At 37.5% G+C, this 22,829-nt stretch carries 14 protein-coding genes and 11 pseudogenes; 13 read left to right on the top strand and 12 right to left on the bottom strand.

All coding sequences use genetic code 11. The features are described from left to right. The 5 genes and pseudogenes from V3224_RS04305 to V3224_RS04285 form a co-directional block, all read right to left on the bottom strand. Nucleotides 1–1,620: pseudogene (locus tag V3224_RS04305) on the bottom strand (DNA topoisomerase III); the annotation flags it as partial. Nucleotides 1,621–1,623: 3 nt separating this feature from the next. Beyond that, nucleotides 1,624–2,049 (bottom strand): annotated as a pseudogene (locus tag V3224_RS04300) (AIR synthase-related protein); the annotation flags it as partial. Between the two features lie 17 nt (nucleotides 2,050–2,066). Beyond that, a pseudogene (locus V3224_RS04295) lies at nucleotides 2,067–3,040 on the bottom strand (IS701 family transposase). 66 nt (nucleotides 3,041–3,106) lie between these two features. Continuing rightward, nucleotides 3,107–3,733 (bottom strand): annotated as a pseudogene (gene selD, locus V3224_RS04290) (selenide, water dikinase SelD); the annotation flags it as partial. A gap of 10 nt (nucleotides 3,734–3,743) precedes the next feature. Continuing rightward, nucleotides 3,744–4,295: an NAD(P)H nitroreductase gene (locus V3224_RS04285; RefSeq protein WP_334468739.1), complete on the bottom strand. Its 552-nt coding sequence runs from the start codon at nucleotides 4,293–4,295 to the stop codon at nucleotides 3,744–3,746. Between the two features lie 250 nt (nucleotides 4,296–4,545). Between V3224_RS04285 and sppA the strand changes: the two genes are divergently transcribed. The 4 genes and pseudogenes from sppA to V3224_RS04265 all read left to right on the top strand — a co-directional run. After that, nucleotides 4,546–6,426, top strand: a complete 1,881-nt coding sequence (gene sppA / locus V3224_RS04280; protein WP_334468737.1) for a signal peptide peptidase SppA — start codon at nucleotides 4,546–4,548, stop codon at nucleotides 6,424–6,426. A 198-nt stretch (nucleotides 6,427–6,624) separates the two neighbouring features. Next, a pseudogene (ansA, locus tag V3224_RS04275) lies at nucleotides 6,625–7,598 on the top strand (asparaginase). A 10-nt stretch (nucleotides 7,599–7,608) separates the two neighbouring features. Beyond that, nucleotides 7,609–7,983: a bifunctional nicotinamidase/pyrazinamidase gene (gene pncA, locus V3224_RS04270; protein WP_334468735.1), complete on the top strand. Its 375-nt coding sequence runs from the start codon at nucleotides 7,609–7,611 to the stop codon at nucleotides 7,981–7,983. Nucleotides 7,984–8,190: 207 nt separating this feature from the next. Continuing rightward, nucleotides 8,191–8,469 (top strand): annotated as a pseudogene (locus tag V3224_RS04265) (isochorismatase family protein); the annotation flags it as partial. 38 nt (nucleotides 8,470–8,507) lie between these two features. On the opposite strand, the gene V3224_RS04260 reads toward V3224_RS04265, so the two are convergent. Next, nucleotides 8,508–8,765 (bottom strand): YeaC family protein, encoded by a 258-nt coding sequence (locus V3224_RS04260; protein ID WP_334468734.1) that lies wholly within the window; start codon nucleotides 8,763–8,765, stop codon nucleotides 8,508–8,510. Nucleotides 8,766–8,805: 40 nt separating this feature from the next. Next, a complete protein-coding gene (gene msrB, locus V3224_RS04255; RefSeq protein ID WP_334468732.1) occupies nucleotides 8,806–9,219 on the bottom strand; it encodes a peptide-methionine (R)-S-oxide reductase MsrB in 414 nt (137 codons plus the stop codon). A gap of 351 nt (nucleotides 9,220–9,570) precedes the next feature. Here msrB and gapA point away from each other — a divergent pair, with 351 nt between their 5' ends. Both gapA and V3224_RS04245 read left to right on the top strand, forming a co-directional pair. Further along, nucleotides 9,571–10,566, top strand: a complete 996-nt coding sequence (gapA, locus tag V3224_RS04250) for a glyceraldehyde-3-phosphate dehydrogenase (protein ID WP_032114966.1) — start codon at nucleotides 9,571–9,573, stop codon at nucleotides 10,564–10,566. Between the two features lie 122 nt (nucleotides 10,567–10,688). Further along, nucleotides 10,689–11,514: pseudogene (locus V3224_RS04245) on the top strand (D-hexose-6-phosphate mutarotase). A gap of 144 nt (nucleotides 11,515–11,658) precedes the next feature. Here the strand turns inward: V3224_RS04245 and fadR are convergent. Beyond that, nucleotides 11,659–12,381 carry a fatty acid metabolism transcriptional regulator FadR gene (gene fadR / locus V3224_RS04240; protein ID WP_032114965.1) on the bottom strand — a complete coding sequence of 241 codons (723 nt, stop codon included), beginning with the start codon at nucleotides 12,379–12,381 and terminating at the stop codon, nucleotides 11,659–11,661. A gap of 225 nt (nucleotides 12,382–12,606) precedes the next feature. Here fadR and nhaB point away from each other — a divergent pair, with 225 nt between their 5' ends. After that, the gene (nhaB, locus tag V3224_RS04235) at nucleotides 12,607–14,151 is read left to right on the top strand and encodes a sodium/proton antiporter NhaB (RefSeq protein WP_334468730.1); all 1,545 of its coding nucleotides are present in this window, start codon (nucleotides 12,607–12,609) and stop codon (nucleotides 14,149–14,151) included. A 215-nt stretch (nucleotides 14,152–14,366) separates the two neighbouring features. Further along, nucleotides 14,367–14,897, top strand: a complete 531-nt coding sequence (gene dsbB, locus V3224_RS04230) for a disulfide bond formation protein DsbB (RefSeq protein ID WP_334468773.1) — start codon at nucleotides 14,367–14,369, stop codon at nucleotides 14,895–14,897. 138 nt (nucleotides 14,898–15,035) lie between these two features. Here the strand turns inward: dsbB and V3224_RS04225 are convergent, their stop codons facing one another. Further along, the gene (locus V3224_RS04225; protein ID WP_334468729.1) at nucleotides 15,036–15,368 is read right to left on the bottom strand and encodes a DMT family transporter; all 333 of its coding nucleotides are present in this window, start codon (nucleotides 15,366–15,368) and stop codon (nucleotides 15,036–15,038) included. Between the two features lie 207 nt (nucleotides 15,369–15,575). Here V3224_RS04225 and ttcA point away from each other — a divergent pair. The 3 genes and pseudogenes from ttcA to V3224_RS04210 form a co-directional block, all read left to right on the top strand. Then, nucleotides 15,576–16,124 (top strand): annotated as a pseudogene (gene ttcA, locus V3224_RS04220) (tRNA 2-thiocytidine(32) synthetase TtcA); the annotation flags it as partial. Between the two features lie 241 nt (nucleotides 16,125–16,365). Continuing rightward, the gene (locus tag V3224_RS04215; protein ID WP_032115191.1) at nucleotides 16,366–17,334 is read left to right on the top strand and encodes an IS110 family transposase; all 969 of its coding nucleotides are present in this window, start codon (nucleotides 16,366–16,368) and stop codon (nucleotides 17,332–17,334) included. Nucleotides 17,335–17,356: 22 nt separating this feature from the next. Next, nucleotides 17,357–17,713: pseudogene (locus V3224_RS04210) on the top strand (tRNA 2-thiocytidine(32) synthetase TtcA); the annotation flags it as partial. 225 nt (nucleotides 17,714–17,938) lie between these two features. On the opposite strand, the pseudogene zntB reads toward V3224_RS04210, so the two are convergent. Next, nucleotides 17,939–18,842, bottom strand: a pseudogene (zntB, locus tag V3224_RS04205) (zinc transporter ZntB). A gap of 333 nt (nucleotides 18,843–19,175) precedes the next feature. Between zntB and V3224_RS04200 the strand changes: the two are divergent. Further along, nucleotides 19,176–19,775: pseudogene (locus V3224_RS04200) on the top strand (Ail/Lom family outer membrane beta-barrel protein). 89 nt (nucleotides 19,776–19,864) lie between these two features. On the opposite strand, the gene V3224_RS04195 reads toward V3224_RS04200, so the two are convergent. Further along, on the bottom strand, nucleotides 19,865–20,647 hold the full coding sequence (locus tag V3224_RS04195) for a peptide ABC transporter substrate-binding protein (protein ID WP_334468727.1): 783 nt from the start codon (nucleotides 20,645–20,647) through the stop codon (nucleotides 19,865–19,867). Nucleotides 20,648–20,719: 72 nt separating this feature from the next. Between V3224_RS04195 and V3224_RS04190 the strand changes: the two genes are divergently transcribed. Further along, nucleotides 20,720–21,592 carry an IS982 family transposase gene (locus V3224_RS04190; RefSeq protein ID WP_334467716.1) on the top strand — a complete coding sequence of 291 codons (873 nt, stop codon included), beginning with the start codon at nucleotides 20,720–20,722 and terminating at the stop codon, nucleotides 21,590–21,592. A gap of 26 nt (nucleotides 21,593–21,618) precedes the next feature. On the opposite strand, the gene V3224_RS04185 is transcribed toward V3224_RS04190, so the two are convergent. Next, nucleotides 21,619–22,263: an ABC transporter substrate-binding protein gene (locus V3224_RS04185; RefSeq protein WP_334468726.1), complete on the bottom strand. Its 645-nt coding sequence runs from the start codon at nucleotides 22,261–22,263 to the stop codon at nucleotides 21,619–21,621. Nucleotides 22,264–22,829: the final 566 nt, after the last annotated feature.

The raw sequence follows: 22,829 nt of genomic DNA, 5'->3' as shown, positions 1-22,829 counted from the left end.
TTACGTTTAAATAACAGTTCTATAATACCCGCTCGGGTCGCTTCTGTTCCTAAACCATCCGTTGCTCGCAATACCTTTTTCAGCGCCTTATCTTGCACAAAACGGGCAATACCGGTCATAGCCGACAACAAAGTGGCATCAGTAAAGGGTTTTGGTGGCTGAGTCTGCTTTTCTATTACTTCACCCTGCTCGCAAAATAACTCATCTTTTACCTTTACCTCAGGGAGTGGCATACCATCATTATCCGCATCCCGTTCCTTAGTAGTTAAAATTGCTCGCCAACCAGGTTCGACCAAAAAGCGAGCTCTGGCGATAAATTTTCCACCTGCGATCTCCAGTTCAATAACCCGTTTATGAAATTTTGCACTAGCCATAAATTGGATAATATATTGAGCAGCAATCAATGCATAAATTTTGCTTTCGTTTTGATCAAGCTGCACCGCTATTGCTTTAGCGGTAGGAATAATTGCATGATGTGCATCAACTTTTTTATCATCCCAACAGCGATTTTGCTTATCTAATTCAGCCAATTCAAATTGTGTAAATTCTGGCTGATGTTATAGCAATAGCTTTTAATACCCCATGGCGATTGGCAAAATGCTCTTGCGGTAAGTAACGACTATCGGAACGAGGATAAGTAATAACTTTATGTTTTTCATATAATTGTTGGCATATATCAAGAACTTCCTTGGCACTTAAGCCATGTTTTTTAGCGGCTTCAATTTGCAAAGCCGACAAAGAATAAGGTAAGGGCGCAATTTCTGATTCTTGTTTATTTTGATAGGCAACAACCAAGGCCGGCTGCTGCGTAATTCGTGCAGCAACATGCTCGGCTAACGGGCGATGAATCAGACGCCCTTCTTCATCCTGATAATCAATGCAGGCTTCACTTGGCTGCCAGATAGCGGTAAAACGTTCTTTATTCGGCGTGATTATATGTGCTTTTACTTCAAAAAAATCTTTAGCAACAAAATGTTCAATCTCTTCATCCCTTCTAACCACCAATCCCAGTACTGGCGTTTGAACTCGGCCAACAGATAATACCCCTTGATACCCCCCTCGCTGGCCAAGCAAAGTATAAGCCCGCGTCATATTTATGCCATATAACCAATCTGCTCTGGCTCGAGCCAATGCCGAAACACAAAGTGGAATAAAATCTCGATTACTTCTTAACCGTTCAATGGCCTTAACTACCGCTTGAGGATTAAGATCGCTAATTAAACAGCGCTGAACAGACTGCTTTTTATCATCGGGTAAGGCTAAAAAATCTAACACTTCATCCACCAGCAATTGCCCTTCACGATCGGGATCTCCCGCATGCACAATCTCATCGGCCTGAACTAATAGCGCTTTAATAGTATTAAGTTGCTTAATAACTGCCGCCCGAGGCTTTAATTGCCATTTTTCAGGAATGATCGGTAAATCAGTTAATGACCAACGCGCTAAACGAGGATCGTAAGCTTCAGGTTCAGCTTGCTCCAATAAATGACCAATACACCAAGTCACATATTGCGAATCACCACAGACAATAAAACCATCTTGTCGTTTGTGTGGCTTAGGTAAAATATCAGCTATAGCACGCGCTAAACTGGGCTTTTCTGCAATAAATAGACGGCGCATAGGTTATTCAACTACCTCAATCATCGCTCTGCCAGATTTGGATTGCTCTAATTGACCGATTGCGCTAAGAGATAAATTATTTTGCCAGGCAATTTGTTTAACTTCAGCAATTGCTGTTGGTAACACCGCCATGAGTAGTCCTCCTGAGGTCTGCGGATCACATAATACATTGCGTTGTAACGGTGTCATCTGGCCTAAAAAATGGCCGTAACTGGCAAAATTACGTTGGGTTCCACCTGGTACACACCCTTGCTCAATATAACTTTCAATATGAGGTAATTTAGCTATTTGCGAAAAAGCCACCGTCGCCTGTAAATCAGCCGCTCGACAGATTTCAGCTAAATGGCCTAACAAACCAAAACCGGTTACATCGGTCATCGCAGTAACTCCTTCAATATTTGCCAATTCTGAGCCTGATTTATTTAATTCACGAGTTTCGCACAAAACTAATTTGGGTACGCTAATAAAACACGGATTTGCTCAGTAATAGCACTTTTGATTACGTCCCAATTTTGTTGATAAAGGGTTATTTTTTCAGATATACGACGTTTATGTTGTTCAAACCACGCAGAAATAGCGAGAAAAATATGATTTCTTTGCGCTCGGCTCGTGCGAGCCTGACAGCGTTCAATACCACAGTTTTGTTTAACTTCTCGATGATAAACTTCAACAGACCAACGGGCATCCATGATAGATTGGACGTATTGACGGGTGGGATTCTCTTTGTTTGTTACTATGTAATCAATACGGCCGTTTTTGGCTGTAAATTTGAAAACGGTTACCCAACCATATCCTCGCAAGTGTATTGACGTTCCTTCTTCTGAGATGTCTAACTTGTTCAGTTGTTTGTTATGGTTAACAATCCTATTTTTCCTCAGCGTGGTTACCCAGATCCAACCATGAGAGCGAATTGATTTCAGGTTATCCAGGCTAGAATACCAAGCATCCATCACTACCGCTTCTGGCATGATCCCTCTTTTTTTAGCAAGAGTGAGCATTTCGGAAAAGTGCGTGTTTTTTGTTTTTCCATCAGAATCTTTATCATAAATACGATAATTGATAGGAATTGATTCAACCTTCGTCAGATCATGCCAAAGCAAATTAACTAAACCTATGCCAGCAATAACATCATGTTCATTACCTGAATATTGATAATGGACCATCTCTATTTTTTTACTACGTGTTTTGGCAATCAATGTATCATCGGCAATTAGTACGCAAGGGCTTTTTTGTCTATAGAAGGTTCAACTAATCGCCATAGGTCTTTAGGTCTAAAACATCTACTTTTTAGCCATCGGCTAACAGTGTCATGAGATAAAGGCGATGGGCTTACTTCTGATAACGCTAAACCAGAGTATCTTAAACTGCTTACTTGTAAGAATGTTTTATAGATATCTTTAATACATGGATAACCCGACAAAATATGAACACCCTGATTTTTTCTTGTTTTTAAATTTATACTTCTTTTTTGGAGATTGCGAAACTCGTGTAATTGACACATAATCTGAGTCGCTAACCCTTGATGTTCAGGTAACAATAATTTTTTCTTTTCTGCCGTTGTGTGAATACCAATTCCTAATGGTTTAGTTAAAAATAATTGGCTACCCGCAACTGCAGTACTATTCTTTTTTACTTTAGCGGTATTAATAACACCTGTCACGGCAAGACCAAATATCGGTTCTGGCGCATCGATCGAATGACCACCCGCAAGTGATATACCGGCATCCTGACAAACCACCCGCCCGCCTTCAATCACTTGCTGGGCTATCTCAGCTGGGATTTTATTAATGGGCCAACCTAATATCCCAATCGCCATAATGGGTTTACCACCCATCGCATAAATATCACTAATTGCATTAGTGGCAGCAATACGCCCAAAATCAATCGGAGAATCCACTATTGGCATAAAAAAATCCGTGGTACTAATAATCCCTACGCCATTGCCAAGATCATAAACAGCAGCGTCATCGTTAGTCTCGTTACCAACCAGCAAATGAGGATCATTAAATTTTTTACGTTCACTATATAAAATAGTCTCCAATATATTTGGCGCAATTTTACAACCACAACCCGCTCCATGACTAAATTGGGTTAATTTGATTTCCGATGGCATATTTTTTCCTTTAAAAATAAGTCACAAAATCCTTTATATCCGCTGAAGAACTTTTCATTGTAGGATTAAATTTTGGCGTTCCTAAATAGAGGAAGCCAACAATTTTATCATCTTGTTGGCAAGCTAAACCTGATCTCACCACCGGATCAGTAGTCCAAGAGCCGGTACGCCAGATGCCACCAAATCCTTGAGCAACAGCAGCCATCTGCATAGCATGAACACAAAAACCAGCAGTAATAACTTGCTCCCAGGCAGGAATTTTTGTATCGACGACAATTTTAGCAATAACAGCAATAATTAACGGAGCTCGTAGAGGTGCTTTTTTGGCTTTATCTTCAGCTTCTTTGCCTAAGTTAGCGTTAATTGCGGCTTTTTCCAGTAACTGTCCAAATTTATCGAGCCCTTGATTTTGGATCACCACAAAATGCCAGGGGCGTAACGTACCATGATCAGGAGCTCGCATTCCGGCTGCCAAAATATTATCCAGTGATTGACCTTCAGGCGCCGGTGTTGTCAAATGACTCATGGAACGACGGGTTAATAATAGTGTTAAAGCATCCATAGATTCCTCCTTGTTGAAATTCACTTATATTGCAACTATTTGCATAGCTACAAATAGCGTAGAAATGACCATTTTATAAGTATGTTTCTAAAAAATAGAATATTATCATCAGCATTAGTATAGTAAGGTAACATTTTCAATCAGCTTGAATAGCAATAAAATAATATTTTTAATTATTCTATGAGTTATGGCTGACAATTATCTTATGTCCTTTTAAGATAAATATGTTAATCATATAATTGGAGATCACATGCGAAACCCATGGAATTTAATCGCAACCTGCTTTAAATTTAGTTGGCGATTACTTAATTTTATCAGACGATTTGTCACCAGTTTTATCTGTCTTTTTTTGATCTTTATCGCAGCAAACAGTTACTTTGCCTATAAAAGTGAAAAAAAATCGACGAGCCAATATCATGGGGCGCTACTTATTGATCTACAAGGTGTAATTGTTGATCAAGTCTCTATCCCTAATCCTCTTGGTAAAATGAGCCGCGAATTGTTAGGCCCATCAAGCAAACGCATGCAAGAAAACTCCTTATTTGACATTGTAAATATTATCCGCCGGGCAACCTATGACGACAAAATTACCGGTATCGTTTTACAACTGGATAATCTGATTGGTTCCGACCAGCCATCTTTACAATATATTGGTAAGGCGTTGATAGAGTTTAAGCAAGCGGGAAAACATATTTACGCTGTAGGTAATGGCTATAATCAATCGCAATATTATTTAGCCAGTTTTGCCAATCATATCTATATGTCACAACAGGGTCATGTCGGAATTTACGGTTTTTCAACCAATAAACTCTTTTATAAGACGCTACTGGATAACCTAAAAGTCAATAGCCATATTTTCCGTGTTGGCACCTATAAATCAGCAGTAGAGCCATTTATTCGTGACAATATGTCACCTGAAGCACGTGAAGCCGATAAAGTCTGGATTGGTTCACTATGGCAACATTATTTATCAACCGTGGCGCAAAACCGACAAATGACGCCAGAAAATATCTTCCCTGGTGCTGATAAATTGATTGAAGAAATGAAAAGCGTCAATGGTGATAGTGCGCAATATGCGGTTAAACAAAAACTCATTGATCATATATTTACCGGCGCAGTTATGGAGAAAGAGTTAAGCAAAAAATTTGGCTGGAATGATAAAGAGCAACATTTTAATTACATCAGTATCTATGATTATGCCAATGAACAACCCCAGCAAAATCAGCTAATGCGACAAAAAGAATCCGATGAGCAAGCTGGAAATATCGCTGTGATAATTGCCCAAGGCGCCATTATAGATGGACCACAAGAGCCTGGCATGGTTGGCAGCGAAACAACGGTAGCGCAAATACGTAAATCAAGACTTAACCCTGATATTAAAGCGATTGTATTACGTGTTAATAGTCCTGGTGGCAGTGTTACCGCTTCAGAAGCGATAAGGAATGAGCTTGTCGCTGTCCGCGAGGCCAATAAACCTATTGTAGTTTCGATGGGAGGAATGGCAGCATCAGGAGGTTATTGGATTTCAACACCGGCCAATTATATTTTTGCCAGTCCAACAACCCTGACCGGTTCAATTGGTATTTTTGGTGTGATAAATACCTTTGAAAAAAGCTTAGATACAATTGGCGTTTATACTGACGGGGTCTCTACCACGCCATTAGCGGATATCTCAGCTACAAAAGGGATTAATAAACAATTTTCTGACATGATGCAAATCACCATAGAAAATGGCTATAACACCTTTCTAAAATATGTTGCTCAGGCGCGCCATAAAACACCGGCAGAGATAGATAAAATCGCTCAAGGTCGGGTGTGGGTAGGTTCAAACGCGCTACAAAACGGTTTGGTTGATAAACTGGGTGATTTTGACGATGCTGTAAATAAAGCGGCTGAGTTAGCTAAAGTCACTACGCCATCGCTTGACTGGATGCAGCCTGAACGTTCTTTTATTGATCAATTAATACTTGAATTAACTTCAAGCGCTGAGGCAATCATGCCCAATACACTGCAATTGTTACTTCCGCAAAAAATGACTAACGACCTGCAGCAGCAAATCAAATTTTACCAGCATATGAATGATCCACAAAATCGCTACGCATTTTGTTTAAATTGTGGTGAAGTTTATTAATAAATAGCCATCATTGTTCAACTCTAGCGCCCTGCATATGGGCGCTTTATTTTATATTAATATTTAATATCCCACAGATTTTATTAGCTAACTACTTTATAATTCTTTAAATTTATCAATTTTCACTTATTCATATCGTTAGGTAAAGAGAATGGAAAAAAATCCATCTATGTGGTTTACACAGGCGGCACTATTGGCATGCAATATTCAACCCATGGATACGTGCCAGCCTCCGGCCATCTACAAAAACAACTGAGCAGCATGCCAGAATTTCATCGCGCTGAAATGCCAAATTTCACTATTCGTGAACATAATCCTTTAATTGATTCCGCTAATATGACACCACAAGATTGGCAGTGCATTGCGGATTATATTAGTGATAATTATGAAAACTATGATAGTTTTGTTATTCTACATGGTACTGATACGATGGCATTTACCGCCTCTGCACTCTCATTTATGTTTGATAACCTAGATAAACCGATTATCGTGACAGGGTCACAAATACCGCTGGAAGCGTTAAGATCAGATGGCCAAACTAATCTTCTTAATGCCTTGTACTTGGCGGCAAATTACCCTATCAATGAAGTGACGCTGTTTTTTAATAACAAATTATTTAGAGGTAACCGGACCGTCAAATCACATGCTGATGGTTTTGATGCCTTTACTTCTCCTAATTGTCCACCATTGATTGATGCGGGTATTCATATCCGTTGTTTACAAAGCTGTCCATTGCCAAAAAATGACGGCAATTTCAGCAGCCATAAAATCACCCCTCAACCCATTGGGGTTGTTACTATTTATCCTGGGATTTCAGTACAAAGTATCGAAAACATCTTATTGCAACCCACCAAAGCACTCATTCTCCGTTCTTACGGTGTTGGTAATGCGCCTCACAAACTGAGTTGTTAAAATGCCTTGAAAAGGCCTGTCAACACGATATTATCGTCATTAATTTGACACAATGCCTCTCTGGACGAGTTAACATGAATGGGTATGCAACCGGGCACGCATTAGCCAAAGTTGGTGTTATTAGTGGTTATGACATGACTTTTGAGGCAACCCTTACCAAGCTTCATTATTTACTTAGTCAATCTTTATCTTCAAATGATATTCGTACGCTGATGCAAAAAAATTTGCGCGGTGAACTTAGCTATAGTGACAATTATTAAGGACGACATAATGACTAATACTGCATTATTGCTGGTCGATCTGCAAAATGACTTTTGTAAAGCGGGCGCCCTAGAAGTATTAGATAGTGAAAGCGTTATTGGTACAGCTAATAATGTTATCACCTACTGCCAGCAACAAAATATCGTTGTTATTGCCAGCCAGGACTGGCATCCTGCTGATCACTTAAGTTTTGCTGTCAACTCAGGAACTCAGGTAGGCACCGAGGGGAATCTTAATGGCCTACGCCAAATTTGGTGGCCAGTTCACCGTGTGCAACATCAGAAAGGAGCACAATTCCATCCAGCACTTAATCAGTCAGCCATTCAAGCAACTTTTCAAAAAGGGATCAATGCCACAATCGATAGTTATAGTGTTTTTTTTTGATAATGATCATCAACATGCAACTAAGTCACGAGTTTCGCACCAATAAAAAAACGCGCTATTTTTAAGTTTAATTCAGCATAATATATAAATAGATAAAACCTTATAAATCAAATACAACTTATTATAATTTAAGAAAATTCATGTGTTTTAGTAACTTGCAGATTGATCATTGCTTTTAAGCCATTTCTAGAATTTTATATGCCTGTGCGAAACTCGTGTAAGTTAGATCGTTGGCTAACAGAAAATAAAATCAAACATCTATATATTATGGGGTTAGCAACAGATTACTGTGTAAAATTTACCGTCCTTGATGCAGTGCAACTAGGTTATCAAGTAACGGTTATTCAAGATGGTTGTAGGGGCGTTAATCTTCATCCAGAAGATAGTCATAACGCATTACAAGAAATGGTATTAGCTGGTGCTAAATTAATAACATCTTCTGATTTGCTGACGCAATCTATGATTGTAACTAATGCACTTAGCTAAGGAGCTGCAATCTATTATTAACATTGAATAAATTTTGCTTATTGCTGCTGTTCACTATCAAACAATCGCTTTAGCTCATCTTTTGTTTTCAAAATGATATTCCCATCGGTGCCCACCGTCATATGCTGAGCATCATGGTTATGTCTAGCCTGCCAAAGCATAATAGCTTGCAGACTATTTTCTTTTTGCTCGAGCGTTAACACAACACCATCAGGCCACTTGCCCAACTCAACGGCAGTCAGCAATCGTTGATAAATATCGACTATCATTAAATTAACCAGATCATTAAGCTCCATATTTCTTCCCTTCTCTTTTTTATCGTCGTGTAAACCTTACTTAACCCTCAGTTACTTCGCCAGATTGTTGATCAGTAAAACTTAATGCAACAGAATTAATACAATAACGTTGCCCAGTCGGTTGTGGGCCATCGGCAAAAACATGGCCTAAATGTGCGTTACAGTGACGGCAACGCACTTCTATCCGCTGCATACCGTGGGAAAAATCATCAATATAACTGACGGCTTGATCATTAATTGGTTGATAAAAACTTGGCCAGCCACAGCCAGTATCAAATTTTGTTTGTGATAGAAAAAGCGGCGCATAGCAACAGAGACAGTAATAAATACCTTCTCGTTGATTATGTAGTAATTTACCTGAAAAAGGTGGCTCGGTTCCGGCTTCTTGCGTGACATGATGTTGCATTTTATTAAGTTTATTTGACTTAATGCGTTTATGTTCTTTTTCAGTCATAAGAAAGCTTTCCTTATTTTCTAGTAAAAGTAATTATATTCATATGATGACCAAAAGTTAACACTAAACCATCTCAATTATTTTTAACCCGATAAACCGGGTCTTTCTAGTCGGATTTGTGATATAATTCACATATATTAGCAATATTCACTTTAAATCTCTTTATCCAGAACGATAATAGTGAATCAAAACATTGACCTTAGCTTGCTATCCGTCAAGCGGAATCGTGTCAATTACCAGAAAAATTGACATATAAAGCACCTTTTGTATGTTTGCCAACAAGGTTTTGGTAACGATAGAAACAATATTGAATTCTTTTAAATTAAATAAAATATAGCTGGTGGAAATACTATGACTATCAAAGTAGGTATTAATGGTTTCGGTCGTATTGGCCGTATTGTTTTTCGTGCTGCCCAAGAGCGTAAAGATATCGAAATCGTAGCAATCAATGATTTATTAGATGCCAATTATATGGCCTATATGCTGAAATATGACTCAACCCACGGCCGCTTCAACGGTACTGTCGAAGTTAAAGATGGTCATCTAGTGGTTAATGGTAAAACTATTCGCTGCACGGCAGAGAAAGATCCTGCTAACTTGAAATGGAATGAAGTTGGTGTCGATGTGGTTGCAGAAGCAACAGGTATTTTCTTAACTGATGAAACAGCACGCAAACATATTGCGGCGGGCGCTAAAAAAGTCGTTTTAACTGGTCCTTCTAAAGATGATACCCCGATGTTTGTAATGGGCGTTAATCATAGCACCTATAGTGGTCAAGATATTGTTTCTAATGCCTCTTGTACCACAAACTGCCTAGCCCCATTAGCGAAAGTTATCAATGATAAATTTGGTATCATTGAAGGTCTGATGACCACCGTTCATGCAACGACTGCCACGCAAAAAACCGTTGACGGACCTTCAGCTAAAGATTGGCGTGGTGGACGTGGTGCTTCACAAAACATCATTCCTTCATCAACCGGCGCCGCTAAAGCTGTTGGTAAGGTTATTCCTGAATTGAACGGCAAATTAACCGGTATGGCTTTCCGTGTTCCAACCCCGAATGTCTCAGTTGTTGACTTAACCGTTCGTTTGAATAAACCTGCCACTTATAAAGAAATTTGCCAGGCGATCCAACAGGCAGCAAATGGTGAATTAAAAGGCATTCTTGGTTACACCGAAGATGATGTCGTTTCCACAGACTTTAATGGCGACAAACTAACATCAATTTTTGATGCTAAAGCGGGTATTGCCTTAAACGACAGTTTTGTAAAATTAGTAGCCTGGTACGATAATGAAACCGGTTATTCAAATAAAGTTTTAGATTTAATTGCTCATATTGCTAAATAAATAGCGTAATTATTCGCTTCAAGCCGCCATTAATGGCGGCTTTTTTCATTCTGGCATATAATCCAACGATATTTTTAAACTAGCTAATTTCTAATCATAAAAATATAAAAAGGACGAGAATGATGAATGACACGACGCTGTTTAGCTTACCTGTAAAAGAAACAATTTCATCCTATATTACACTTCGACAGCTTGATGAAATTCCAGTCATTATTGTTTCTCATCCTAAAGTGAGTGCCGCAGTCAGTCTGCAAGGAGCACAGCTACTTAGCTGGCAGCCCGAGGGAGATAAAGCCTATTTATGGCTGAGTAAAAATAGTCTATTCCGAAAAAATACCGCTATTCGCAGCGGAATTCCTATCTGCTAGCCATGGTTTGGCCTGGTCTCTCAACCAAGTCATGGTTTTGCTCGTTTACAGGAATGGCAATTGACAGCGCATAGTGAGCTTACAGATAGTGTGATCCTTACCCTAACACTTTCTGATAATGAAATAACAAAAAAGATATGGCCACATGAATTTACCTTAATAATGCGCTTAAAATTAGCAGCGACCTGTGAAATTGAATTTGAATATTATGGTACTAGGCAAACATTATATTGATAAAGTAGCTGATCGTGATGTTTACACAGAAGAGACAAAAACTTATATAACCACACGAACTGATCGTATTTATACTGAATCCGATGATTGTAATTTGGTGTATGATAAAAATTGGCAACGTATTTTAGAAATACAACATTACCATCATAGCGACATAGTATGTTGGAATCCGGGCGCTGAACTATCCAGTACCATAAAAGATATGACCAGCGATGGTTACAAAAAAATGCTATGTTTAGAAACAGCCCATATTAGCCAACCAATGCAACCAGCAGGTGAAAAACCTGCCCGCATGTCATTAACCTTAGGTGTGCGTAGCATCAAGATGCAAGACGTAATGTTATAGCTTTGCGATTTTTATGCAGAAATAATAAGCAAGATTGTTAAAATTTATTAGTATTTTACACTAATAGCCACTATCTCAATTAACGCCCTCACTTTTGATGAGGGAATAAAAATAGGCTGATAGCGCATTAACTATGCAACGAGTTTAACGTAATTCAGACAAATTATTTATCATATTGTCTTTATCTTTCATCTCACGCCAAATATTGCCACTATCTTTGCCATAACTACGAACCCGATCTAACACCAGATCATTGTTTTCTTGTTCACATATTTTGGCTAAATCATGGTAGAAACGGCAAGCAAGCTGACGCGCCTTAGGATCAGAAAAATAGTAACGGCCAACACGGGTATATAATCCTTTCAAACCATTTAGGATCAAGCCATAGATAGGATTACCAGAGACAAATGCGAGTCCACGAAAAATATTATAATCAACGGTACTAAATGCTTCAGAACAATCTTTTATATTCTCTCTTATTGATAATATCTCTAGTGATTTTGATTTACTTTTACGAAAGGCAGTTCGAATAAAAATAGCTGAAATATTGGTTCTAACTGATAACAAATCTTCAATCAGTTTAGGTGCTCCACTGTGATCTAACCGCGCCAGGGTTTCTAAAATATTAAGTCCTGAGGTTTCCCAAAAATTGTTTACTTTAGTTGGTTTTCCATGCTGAATAGTTAGCCAACCGTCTCTGGCAAGCCGCTGTAAAACTTCTCGTAATGTTGTTCTCGTTACCCCAATTAACTCCGATAGCTCACGTTCAGCGGGTAAAATTGAACCCGGAGGAAAATGGTTATTCCAAATACTTTCAACAATATACTCTTCTGCAAAATTAGCCGGACTTTGCGCTCTAATAATCATATTTTTATCTACCTAAAACAAATTTTTGCAATTAATAAAACGAGATAATATCAGAATGAAAAAGTTTGAGGTAGCCGAGTTATTAAGAAATACTAATCTGACCATAAAGACTTAATGCAATTTGTCGTTAATTAGGAAATCGTTCTTTTAATTTCTGGTATAAAAAACGTAGTATGCTACGTTAGCCAATTTTACTTATATACTAGTGAAGGAAAGCAAGTAATAATGAATATAAATATCAGACAAATTATGTTAAAAAATTTCCTTGGTAATTCCCCTGAATGGTACAAATTGACCATTATTTTCTTCTTGATAATCAACCCGCTGTGCTTTTTTTTGGTTAACCCTTTTATTGCCGGTTGGTTATTGATTGCTGAATTTATTTTTACCCTTGCCATGGCGCTAAAATGCTATCCACTACAGCCTGGCGGATTACTTGCTATTGAAGCGGTAATAATTGGGATGACTTCACCACAACAAGTAAGTCATGAAATTGCCAATAACATTGAAGTAATACTGCTATTGATTTTTATGGTTGCAGGTATTTACTTCATGAAACAATTGCTATTATTTGTTTTCACAAAATTATTACTGTCAATTCATTCTAAACGTGTACTCTCACTGGCTTTCTGTTTAGCAAGCGCTTTCCTTTCGGCCTTTTTAGACGCACTAACAGTTATTGCCGTTGTGATAAGTGTAGCCATTGGTTTTTATTCTATTTATCATAGCTATGTATCCAGCCAGAAAGAGCTTCTTGCGCCGGAGAATAACGCTGACATGACCGAAAAGGGCCAGATCCTTGAACAATTTCGGCCTTTTTTACGTAGTCTAATGATGCACGCCGGCATTGGCACTGCATTAGGTGGCGTAATGACAATGGTTGGTGAGCCCCAAAATTTAATTATTGCTAAATATGTTGGCTGGAACTTTAGTAATTTTTTCTTACATATGATCCCGGTGACGTTGCCGGTATTTATTTGTGGCTTAATTATTTGCTATTGCGTCGAACGTTTTAAATTATTTGGTTACGGCGCTGAATTACCTGAAAGTGTCCGCCATATTCTGCAAATCCACGATAAAAAAGCCAGCAGAAAACGAGATCGGCGAGAAAAATTGCAACTAATAACGCAAGCATTAGTAGGCGTTTGGTTAATTATTGCTTTAGCTTTCCATCTTGCAGAAGTCGGCTTAATTGGTTTATCTGTAATAATCTTAATAACCTCATTTTGCGGCATAACTGATGAGCACACCATTGGCAAAGCATTTGAAGAAGCTTTACCCTTTACCGCCTTATTAACAGTATTTTTCTCAATTGTGGCAGTCATTATCGATCAACACCTTTTTACGCCATTTATTCAATTTGTATTACAGTCTTCAGAATCATCGCAACTTGTTTTATTTTATTTATTCAATGGGTTACTTTCTGCCATTTCAGATAATGTTTTTGTTGGCACTGTCTATATAAATGAAGCGATGAGTGCGTTAAAAGCGGGATTAATATCACGTCAACAATATGAATATCTGGCAGTTGCCATTAATACGGGGACTAATTTACCTTCAGTCGCAACGCCAAACGGTCAAGCCGCTTTTCTGTTTTTATTAACTTCAGCGCTTTCACCACTTATCCGCCTTTCATATGGTCGAATGGTTATCATGGCTTTACCTTATACTATTGTTATGACGCTAGTCGGTTTACTAGCCGTAGAACTATGGTTGATCCCGGTAACAGAGTGGTTCGCTTCATTAGGCTTGATAAATATAGCCAAATAACTTTTTATTAATAATGCTATTATTTATTTGAAAATAATAGCATTCCCCTGTCATTTTAAGCAAAAACTATCGGCTAAATAGAAAATTCATTTTAACAATTTAATTCATTATCCTATCTTATTAGCTAATTTAAATTAGCTGTTTTTTTTGTCGTAAACAAAATAAGATCATATGCTTGCCTAACTAACTTATCGAGATAATGGAATAGAATGAACATGTTTAAATTTTTTTACTCATACTCTCAAACCAGAAAAGCTTGGTTGCTACTAGCTACTAGCGCCTGTATGTTAGAAATTATTGCACTTTATTTTCAACACGGTATGGGACTTAGACCCTGCGTATTATGCATTTACGAACGGATAGCGATATTTGCTATCTTAGCGGCAGGTTTAATTGCTGCCATGGCACCAAAAAGTGCTTTTCGCTTAGTAGCACTAATTTTATGGTTATATAGTAGCTGGGAAGGATTGAAATTAACCTTGGAACATACCCGACTACAACTCTATCCCTCTCCTTTTGATTCATGTGATTTTGTCGTTAACTTTCCTTCATGGCTGCCACTTAACCGCTGGTTACCGACTGTTTTTGAAGCCTACGGTGACTGTAGCCAAAAACAATGGTCATTTTTGAATATTGAAATGCCCGTATGGTTATTAATTATTTTTATTGCTTATTTCTTGGTGGCAATAATTGTCTTGTTAAGCCAATTTTTATGGTTTAAAAAAATAGTCATTAAGACAATTTGAGCTGGACTAATAGTTATCAGTCCAGCTTTCACTATGGCAATTTGATGAAAATAGTGCAGGTTTTCAGCTGAAAATAGTCAAATAGCTAAATAAGTATTAGAGTTAAAAGATCATTAACTAATGCTCCTTTAATGATTATCAATGAACACTACTTTTAGAAACCAGATTAATAACTAAAACTCCAGAAATAATCAACAAAATACCTAAAATGGCGGTCCAATCTAATTTTTGCTGATAAAGGAACAACGCTGCCACAGACACCAGCACGATCCCTAAACCAGACCAAATAGCATAGGCAATGCCTAATGGCATCATTTTGACTACTTGTGATAAACCAAAAAATGAAATGCTATAACCAATAACAACAATAATCGATGGCAACAAACGGGTAAAACCATCGGAAGCCTTTAATGATGTGGTTGCAATCACTTCAGCCACAATCGATATTAATAGATATGCCAATCCGTTCATTTATACTCCTAAATATAAACTAATCATCACAATGGTAAGATAATCGAAGCGTTGATTGCCAGTATGTGGGGTAAAACTAAAATAACCAGCAAAAGTTTTCTTTTGCTTTAAACTAGCCTAAACTGGTCACATTTTCTTATCGCTGTGGATTTAAAAATCATTCTTTTGATAATAAAATCGATTACCTTTAATACATTAGTAATAAATATGAATCAACAAAAAGAACAATATAACTTTAATAAACTACAAAAAAAGTTACGTCGTAACGTTGGCCAGGCGATCGCTGATTTCAATATGATTGAAGAAAATGATCGCATTATGGTTTGCCTTTCTGGCGGCAAAGATAGTTACACCCTATTATCAATATTACAAAATTTACAAAAAAGTGCACCAGTAAATTTTACTTTATTTGCCGTCAACCTTGACCAAAAACAACCAGGTTTCCCTGCCGACATTTTGCCATCCTATCTCAACAAACTCGGTATTGAATACCAAATAGTTGAAGAAAATACCTACGGTATTGTGAAGGAGAAAATTCCGGCAGGAAAAACTACCTGCTCACTATGCTCTCGTCTGCGTCGCGGTATTTTATACCGGACTGCCAGCGAACTAGGAGCCACTAAAATTGCGTTAGGCCACCACCGCGATGATATTTTACAAACTGTATTTCTCAATATGTTTTATGGTGGCAAACTCAAAGGGATGCCCACTAAGCTAATGAGTGACGATGGTAAACATATCGTTATTCGTCCCTTGTATCTTGAAATTTGGTTATAATAATAGCGATTAGATTTGGCAAGGTGTATGTAATCCGATTGTCCCTTGTATCTTGAAATTTGGTTATAATAATAGCGATTAGATTTGGCAAGGTGTATGTAATCCGATTGTCCCTGGGGTTTATAGCCCGTAGCAAAGCGAATGATGCATACACTTAGCCACTCATCTGAAACCCGAACAGTTGTCCGTAATTCATAACGTATTTGCAAGGATGGGTAATATGAGTCAGCTAAATCCAATTTGTGTAGGAATTGATGTTTCTAAAGCTTCATTGGATATTGCAGGCACCAATAACATTGAGCAGTTCAGAGTCAGCAATAACCCTGACGGGTTCGATACCATCATTTATCAACTGAAAAAGAACAACATAGCCTTGATTCTGATGGAAGCTACAGGTGGTCTCGAGGCAGCGATTGCATGCGCTCTTCAGGCTGAAGGTTTTGATGTTGCCGTTATCAATCCCAGGCAAGCCAGAGACTTTGCTCGATCCATGGGCTATCTGGCAAAGACTGATAGAATAGATGCCAGAGTTTTAGCTCAGATGGCTGATGTCATTAACCGCCATCCTGAGCGGTCACGTTTTATCCAGGCTATTCCTGATGCAGAGCGTCAGATTCTTGCTGCTATGGTGGTGCGCAGACGCCAGCTGATTGCAATGCTTGTAGCTGAAAGAAACCGGATGCATCCATCTCACCCGCAAAACAGAAAAAGCATCAGTAACATCATCAATGCACTAGAAAATGAACTTAAACGGATTGACGAGGATATGCATAAGCATATTACGGATCATTTCAACGAGCTTGCAGAGCGGCTAAGTACTATCAAAGGCATTGGTATGATGACTGCTGCTACATTGCTGGCAGAAGTCCCTGAGTTAGGGAAACTCTCGCGCAGGGAGATCAGTGCACTGGTTGGGGTAGCTCCTGTTAATAGAGACTCGGGAACCATGCGTGGCCGACGAACCATTTTTGGCGGTCGGGCCGGAGTTCGAACCTCTTTGTACATGGCTGCACTGGTTGCAACTCGTTTCAATCCGGTGATAAAAGCATTTTACACACGGCTGGTTGCAGCAGGAAAAGCCAAAAAAGTGGCGCTGGTTGCCTGTATGCGCAAACTGCTGACTATCCTGAATGCGATTCTCAGAAAGAACCAAGAATGGGATGAGTCGTATCATAACGTTGCTCCATAAATATACTGTTCAAGACAGTTGCTTAGCTTATTGCAGGGAAAAAGATATTGCCAACTACGCAAAAATTAAAGCATTTCCAATTATTCCTTGCAATCTTTGTGGTTCCCAACCCAATTTACAACGGCAAGTTATCGGCAATATGCTAAGAGAATGGGATAAACAGTACCCAGGACGAATTGAGACTATGTTTCAAGCGATGCAAAATATTGTTCCTTCGCATTTATGCGATAGCAACCTATTCAATTTCAAACAAATTAATCATACCAGCAACATTATTAATGGTGGCGATTTAGCATTTGATAAAGAAACGTTTCCCATCATCAACACCCACCAAGATAATTCTCCCTCAGATCAGGTTAATATAGTTGAAATAAAATAAAAAAAAGCCGATGTATTAAACATCGGCTGATAGTAGTCAATTATTCTGTATAAGAACTCAATATGAGAAAAACTACAATTATGGAGCACAACGTTCATCGCTTAACGTTGCATTCACCTGCAAAATCAATTCTGCCCTAGTTAAGGTTAAAACTTCTTGATATAGCTCAATTTATTTTTTGCTAAACTAAATAACTGGAAATTTCATATTGGAAAATGTTTTATTTTATAGCCACTTCCCTCTTTTTAACCACCAGATAACAAAACTAATTAAGCAGCTTAATAATAAACAAAAAACACTAAATGCAAATTTAAATTCACTACCAGGTATACCATTGAGGTTAACCCCAAATAATCCGGTTAAAAAGGTTGATGGAAGAAAGACAATCGCTAACATTGACATAATATAAATCCGTTTATTTGTTGCCTCTGATATCAACGCATTAATTTCATCGGTAATTACAGCGGTACGAGCAACAAAACCATCTAATTCATCAATACAGCGCCCAAGCCTTTCGGCATTTTCCTGCATGCGGTGGCGATCATCATCGCTCACCCATAAAAATTTTTCTGTCGCTAAACGAGCAAAAACATCTCGTTGAGTAGAATATAGCGGCGCACAATAATAATCTGTCTTCTTAATAACGCTAATTTTCCTCGTTCAGGGATCTCTTCAGTTAAGATCTTTTCTTCCATTTTAATTAAACGATCATGCAAAATATCGTAAAATCACTCACTTCATCGTTAATCGAATCAGCAACTTCGACTAACCATTCTCCGCTCGTTTTTGCGCCAACATGATGATTAAGATCGTCAATAACAGGCTCAAGAGATTTAACTTTGCGATGTCGACTAGAAATAATTATCTGATTATTAATATAAATACGAAAGGCAACTAGCTGTTCAGGCCGGTCACCAATATTTTTATTAATCGTTTGTAAATTAACCAATGTACCCTCACCAGTTCTTATTATACGCAACCGATTAATATTTCCTGTTAGTCCATCTTTGATGGTTGAATTGAATAATCCAGAATGCTTTATCCATTGATAACTGGCTTTATTTCTATAATCATAGTGAAGCCAAAATGGCATTTGTGGTGTCGCTTCCGCATTAACATCGATAGCAATAAATCCACCTTCTCCATCTAATTGGTAAGCATGCACAGGTTCAGAGCCCTGAATTATTGAGCCATAAATAGCCACAACAAATATCCCACTATTACGGTCAATTTTTGTTCTTTTCCTTTTAAAAATAGTCGTATTTCTGCTTAATTAAAGCTTTCTTACTCGATTGTTATAGGATTAATTGCGTTTGATATTTTATTTTTCATGTTACTAAGCGGTTTTATATACCATTATTCATTATAAAAAATAATAAAATTAAAAATAATTAATAATGCATTTTAATTCAATGAATTAAAATTAAAAACAAATTAATAAAAAGTTGATAACAAGTGAAAAATGATTAAAATAATTTATCATACAAAACATAAACTAGAGACAGTTATGAAAAAAACCGTTATTTTTACATTAATAACTAATTTATTTTTTTCAGCAATAGGATTTTCAGCTTCACCTCAATCGCAAACATTCAGTCTAGGCTACTCTAATCTCTATTATCATGGTAATTCGCTTACTGGTCTAAATATTAATTATGACTACCAAATAGATAACCATTGGGGAGTATTAATGTCGATAAGCTGGAATAAAGGCAATCAATATTGGCGTAGTTACAATTATTCCTATCAACCAGTTAAACATAAAGTGAACATCGATTACCTCAGCTTACAAACCGGCCCCAGTTATCGTTTCAATGATTACTTAACTTTATATGGCACTATCGGATTTGCTCGTTTTACCCTAAAACATCGAGAAAAATTCGATAATATAACGCTGAATTAAATGAAGCATAACACAGGCCTTAGTTGGGGAGTCGGCATAAAAATCAACCCAGTCAACATGCTAAGCCTCTATTTAGGCTATGAAGGAGCAAATAAGGATGACTATCTGTCAAATCCCACAGTGAATGGATTTAATATTGGTTTAGGTTATCGATTCTAGTTGTTTAATTTACAATTTTGCACACTAGATGATATTCAGGGCATAATTTCATCACTGCCCTGCATTATGGAGGCTAATTTAGCATTGAATTAATGTTTAATAACATAAAGGGTATGACTATAACTTACACTTTTTGGATTGTTGACTGGATAGCCCTTTAACCAAGATTTAATTAAATAGCCGCGACTGTAATAGTATATTGGTGCAATAGGCGATTGAGTTAACAACATTTTTTCTGCTCGATTATAAAATCGATTACGATTTTTACTATTTTTTTCCATCATGGCTGATGCAACCATTTCGTCATAGTCATTATTTTTGAATTTGGCCCAATTACCAGCGTTGGAAGATGTCATGACATTTAAAAAACTCGATGGCTCATTATATTCAGCAACTCTAGCAGCACCCAGCACATTAAAATGAGCTGCATTACGACTTTCAGTGTAAGTTTTCCATTGCTGATTAATCAAAGTTATCTCAGCACCTAATTTTCTTTTCCACATAGAGGCGATAGCAGTAGCCACCTTTTTATTATTTTCTGAATTATTGTACACCAGAGAAAGCTTTAACGGATTATGGCTACTAAATCCCGCTAAATGCAATAGAACTCTAGCTTGCTCATCTAACTCTTTTTGGCCATAGCCATCATAAAAACCTCTTTCCGAGGTAAAATCAGCAATGATATCGGGTATAAAACGATAAGCGGCTTTCTCGCCATCAGCTAATATTTTATTCGTGATAACTTCTCTATTAATTGATACTGATAATGCTCTTCTAACTCGGCTATCATTAGTTGGTGGCTTTTGCGTATTAAAAACATAGTAATAACCTGAGTTCGGGATAAGAAATAAAGAGAAAGTCTTGATATTCAAATAGTTGAATGAGCCTGTTTTGTTAAAATACTCTAACAGTCTGGTTAAAGAGTAGAGCATTGTTAAACAATTATGGAAAATCTTACTGAACTTTATTGCCTGATGGATGATTTTTGCAAAGACTTCGAGCCAAAAATGCATGAATATTTGCTGACTAACGGTACTAAGCGTCGTAGACGGTCTACTCAGCTTTCGTTGGCGGAAATGATGACACTGGTTGTGTTGTTTCATCAACTCCGATTCAGGCAATTCAAGGTATTTTATCTCTATTATGTCCGCTTATATCTCCGGAAGGAATTTCCTAACTTGCCATCCTATTCACGCTGTGTAGAGTTACTTCCGCGTAGTGCCTTAGCGTTAACGGCACTGTTTGAGTCAATTAAGGGAAAATGCACGGGGCTATCGGTTGCCGATTCTACTCCGATAGCGGTGTGTGATAACTTACGGATCCGCAGACATAAAGTCTTCAATGGGATAGCTGAACGGGGAAAAAATTCAACAGGTTGGTTCTTTGGTTTCAAGCTTCATGTAATTATCAATCATTTGGGGGAAATACTCAGTTTTCGACTCACACCAGGAAACACCGATGATCGGAAACCATTGCCTGAGCTGACAAAGGATCTTTCTGGTTGTTTGTACGCAGATAAAGGGTATTTATCGGCTTCACTGAAACAGCAACTCAAAACGATGGGAATTAGCCTTATAACGAATATCAAGAAGAAAATGAAGCCTATTAAACAGACTTGTTTCGACAAAGCCATCTTGCGTCATCGTTCTGTCATTGAAACGGTATTTGATGAGTTAAAAAATCTTTGTCAAATAGAGCATACGCGACATCGCTCTCCGGCTAACTTTGTAGTGAATTTATTAGGCGGACTGGTTGCATATTGTTTAATGCCATCTAAACCAAAGATACCTGTTGCAGGTACGTATCTTCAAGTATAATTGATAATGCTTATCCCGAACTCAGGTTAGTAATAAGTTGCTAATTGCTCGGCCAAATAAAACTCATCAGGTATTTGCTGCAATAATTTGCTATCTAAATGCTCAGGCAAAAATTCTGTTTCGACAACATCACCTGCAAAATAACTTTGCCATGCGCGAGCTCTCTGTTTAATCGGTACAAAAGTTACTTTAGTTAAAATTGTATTTTTATGATCCCAATAATGTCGGTTAGGTTGCAAAACAATTTTTTCGCCAGCAATACGCTCAGATAACATAAAAGCACCATTGCCAACTAAGTTTGTTGGTGCGACCCAATTTTGGCCATATCTGGCGATTATTTTCTGATTAACCGGAAAGAAACTAAAATGGTTAGTTAAATTTAGAAAATAGGGTTCCGGCTGCTCTAAAGTGACCTTTAAAGTATGATTATCAATAGCTTCAACACCTAACTTTTCAATTGGTAGTTCATTATTAATAATTTTTTGCGCATTCTTGATACCTGCCAGGGTGGCAAAGTAAGCAAATGGTGAATTATTTACTGGATCAACCAAGCGACGCCAGCTATAAACAAAATCTTTAGCCGTGACAGGGTCACCATTTGACCACTTGGCATTCGGTCTTAAATAAAAAAACCAAATCCGATTACCGGCGGTTGTCCAACAATTTGCCACACCAGGAATCGGACTACCGGCTTCATTTTGATTAGTTAATCCTTCAAATAAATTATTAAATAATAATTTAATCTATTAATCAATAATTTAACTAACATATATTTATCTTAATTTATTCATATATACACATATATGTACAAATTTATTTTCCACCCTTCACGTGCTATCTTCGCCCTAATGCTTAGAACAAAACCGCTATCTCTCACAAAGCCACTTACACGCAACCAACAACTAATGGTTAACAACTTCCGTCAACGCTGCTAATATGATGCCCCTGTGATGGGGCTAATTTGTTATTATAAAAATTGAAATATATGAAAAAAAATAATCTTAACTATATAATTTTGCTATTAATATTTTTAGTATCGATACTTCTGAATATTCTTGTTTTTGAAGAAGATTCTAGAGTCCCTCATGTATCTACTTTTACTATTCTCTTAATAACCTTTGTATTAATTATTAATAATAGCAAAATAAAAAAGCTCATCGGAATATTTCTTTTATTTTTAATTAGTTTAAAAATTATTTATTCGTTCTATTCTAATCGGAATATAACAATATCCGTA

The organism is Arsenophonus sp. PmNCSU2021_1, from assembly GCF_036919435.1.
In the GTDB taxonomy this organism is placed as follows: domain Bacteria; phylum Pseudomonadota; class Gammaproteobacteria; order Enterobacterales; family Enterobacteriaceae; genus Arsenophonus; species Arsenophonus nilaparvatae.
This window is presented reverse-complemented; position numbering and strand designations above follow the sequence as displayed.

What these genes read in the sequence shown, in the direction of transcription:
- V3224_RS04225 (WP_334468729.1), bottom strand. Translation starts at nt 15,368, where the DNA reads ATGAACGGATTGGCATATCTATTAATATCGATTGTGGCTGAAGTGATT.
- fadR (WP_032114965.1), bottom strand. Translation starts at nt 12,381, where the DNA reads ATGATTATTAGAGCGCAAAGTCCGGCTAATTTTGCAGAAGAGTATATT.
- sppA (WP_334468737.1), top strand. Translation starts at nt 4,546, where the DNA reads ATGCGAAACCCATGGAATTTAATCGCAACCTGCTTTAAATTTAGTTGG.
- V3224_RS04285 (WP_334468739.1), bottom strand. Translation starts at nt 4,295, where the DNA reads ATGGATGCTTTAACACTATTATTAACCCGTCGTTCCATGAGTCATTTG.
- V3224_RS04215 (WP_032115191.1), top strand. Translation starts at nt 16,366, where the DNA reads ATGAGTCAGCTAAATCCAATTTGTGTAGGAATTGATGTTTCTAAAGCT.
- msrB (WP_334468732.1), bottom strand. Translation starts at nt 9,219, where the DNA reads ATGACTGAAAAAGAACATAAACGCATTAAGTCAAATAAACTTAATAAA.
- V3224_RS04190 (WP_334467716.1), top strand. Translation starts at nt 20,720, where the DNA reads ATGGAAAATCTTACTGAACTTTATTGCCTGATGGATGATTTTTGCAAA.
- nhaB (WP_334468730.1), top strand. Translation starts at nt 12,607, where the DNA reads ATGAATATAAATATCAGACAAATTATGTTAAAAAATTTCCTTGGTAAT.
- dsbB (WP_334468773.1), top strand. Translation starts at nt 14,367, where the DNA reads ATGTTTAAATTTTTTTACTCATACTCTCAAACCAGAAAAGCTTGGTTG.
- V3224_RS04260 (WP_334468734.1), bottom strand. Translation starts at nt 8,765, where the DNA reads ATGGAGCTTAATGATCTGGTTAATTTAATGATAGTCGATATTTATCAA.
- pncA (WP_334468735.1), top strand. Translation starts at nt 7,609, where the DNA reads ATGACTAATACTGCATTATTGCTGGTCGATCTGCAAAATGACTTTTGT.
- gapA (WP_032114966.1), top strand. Translation starts at nt 9,571, where the DNA reads ATGACTATCAAAGTAGGTATTAATGGTTTCGGTCGTATTGGCCGTATT.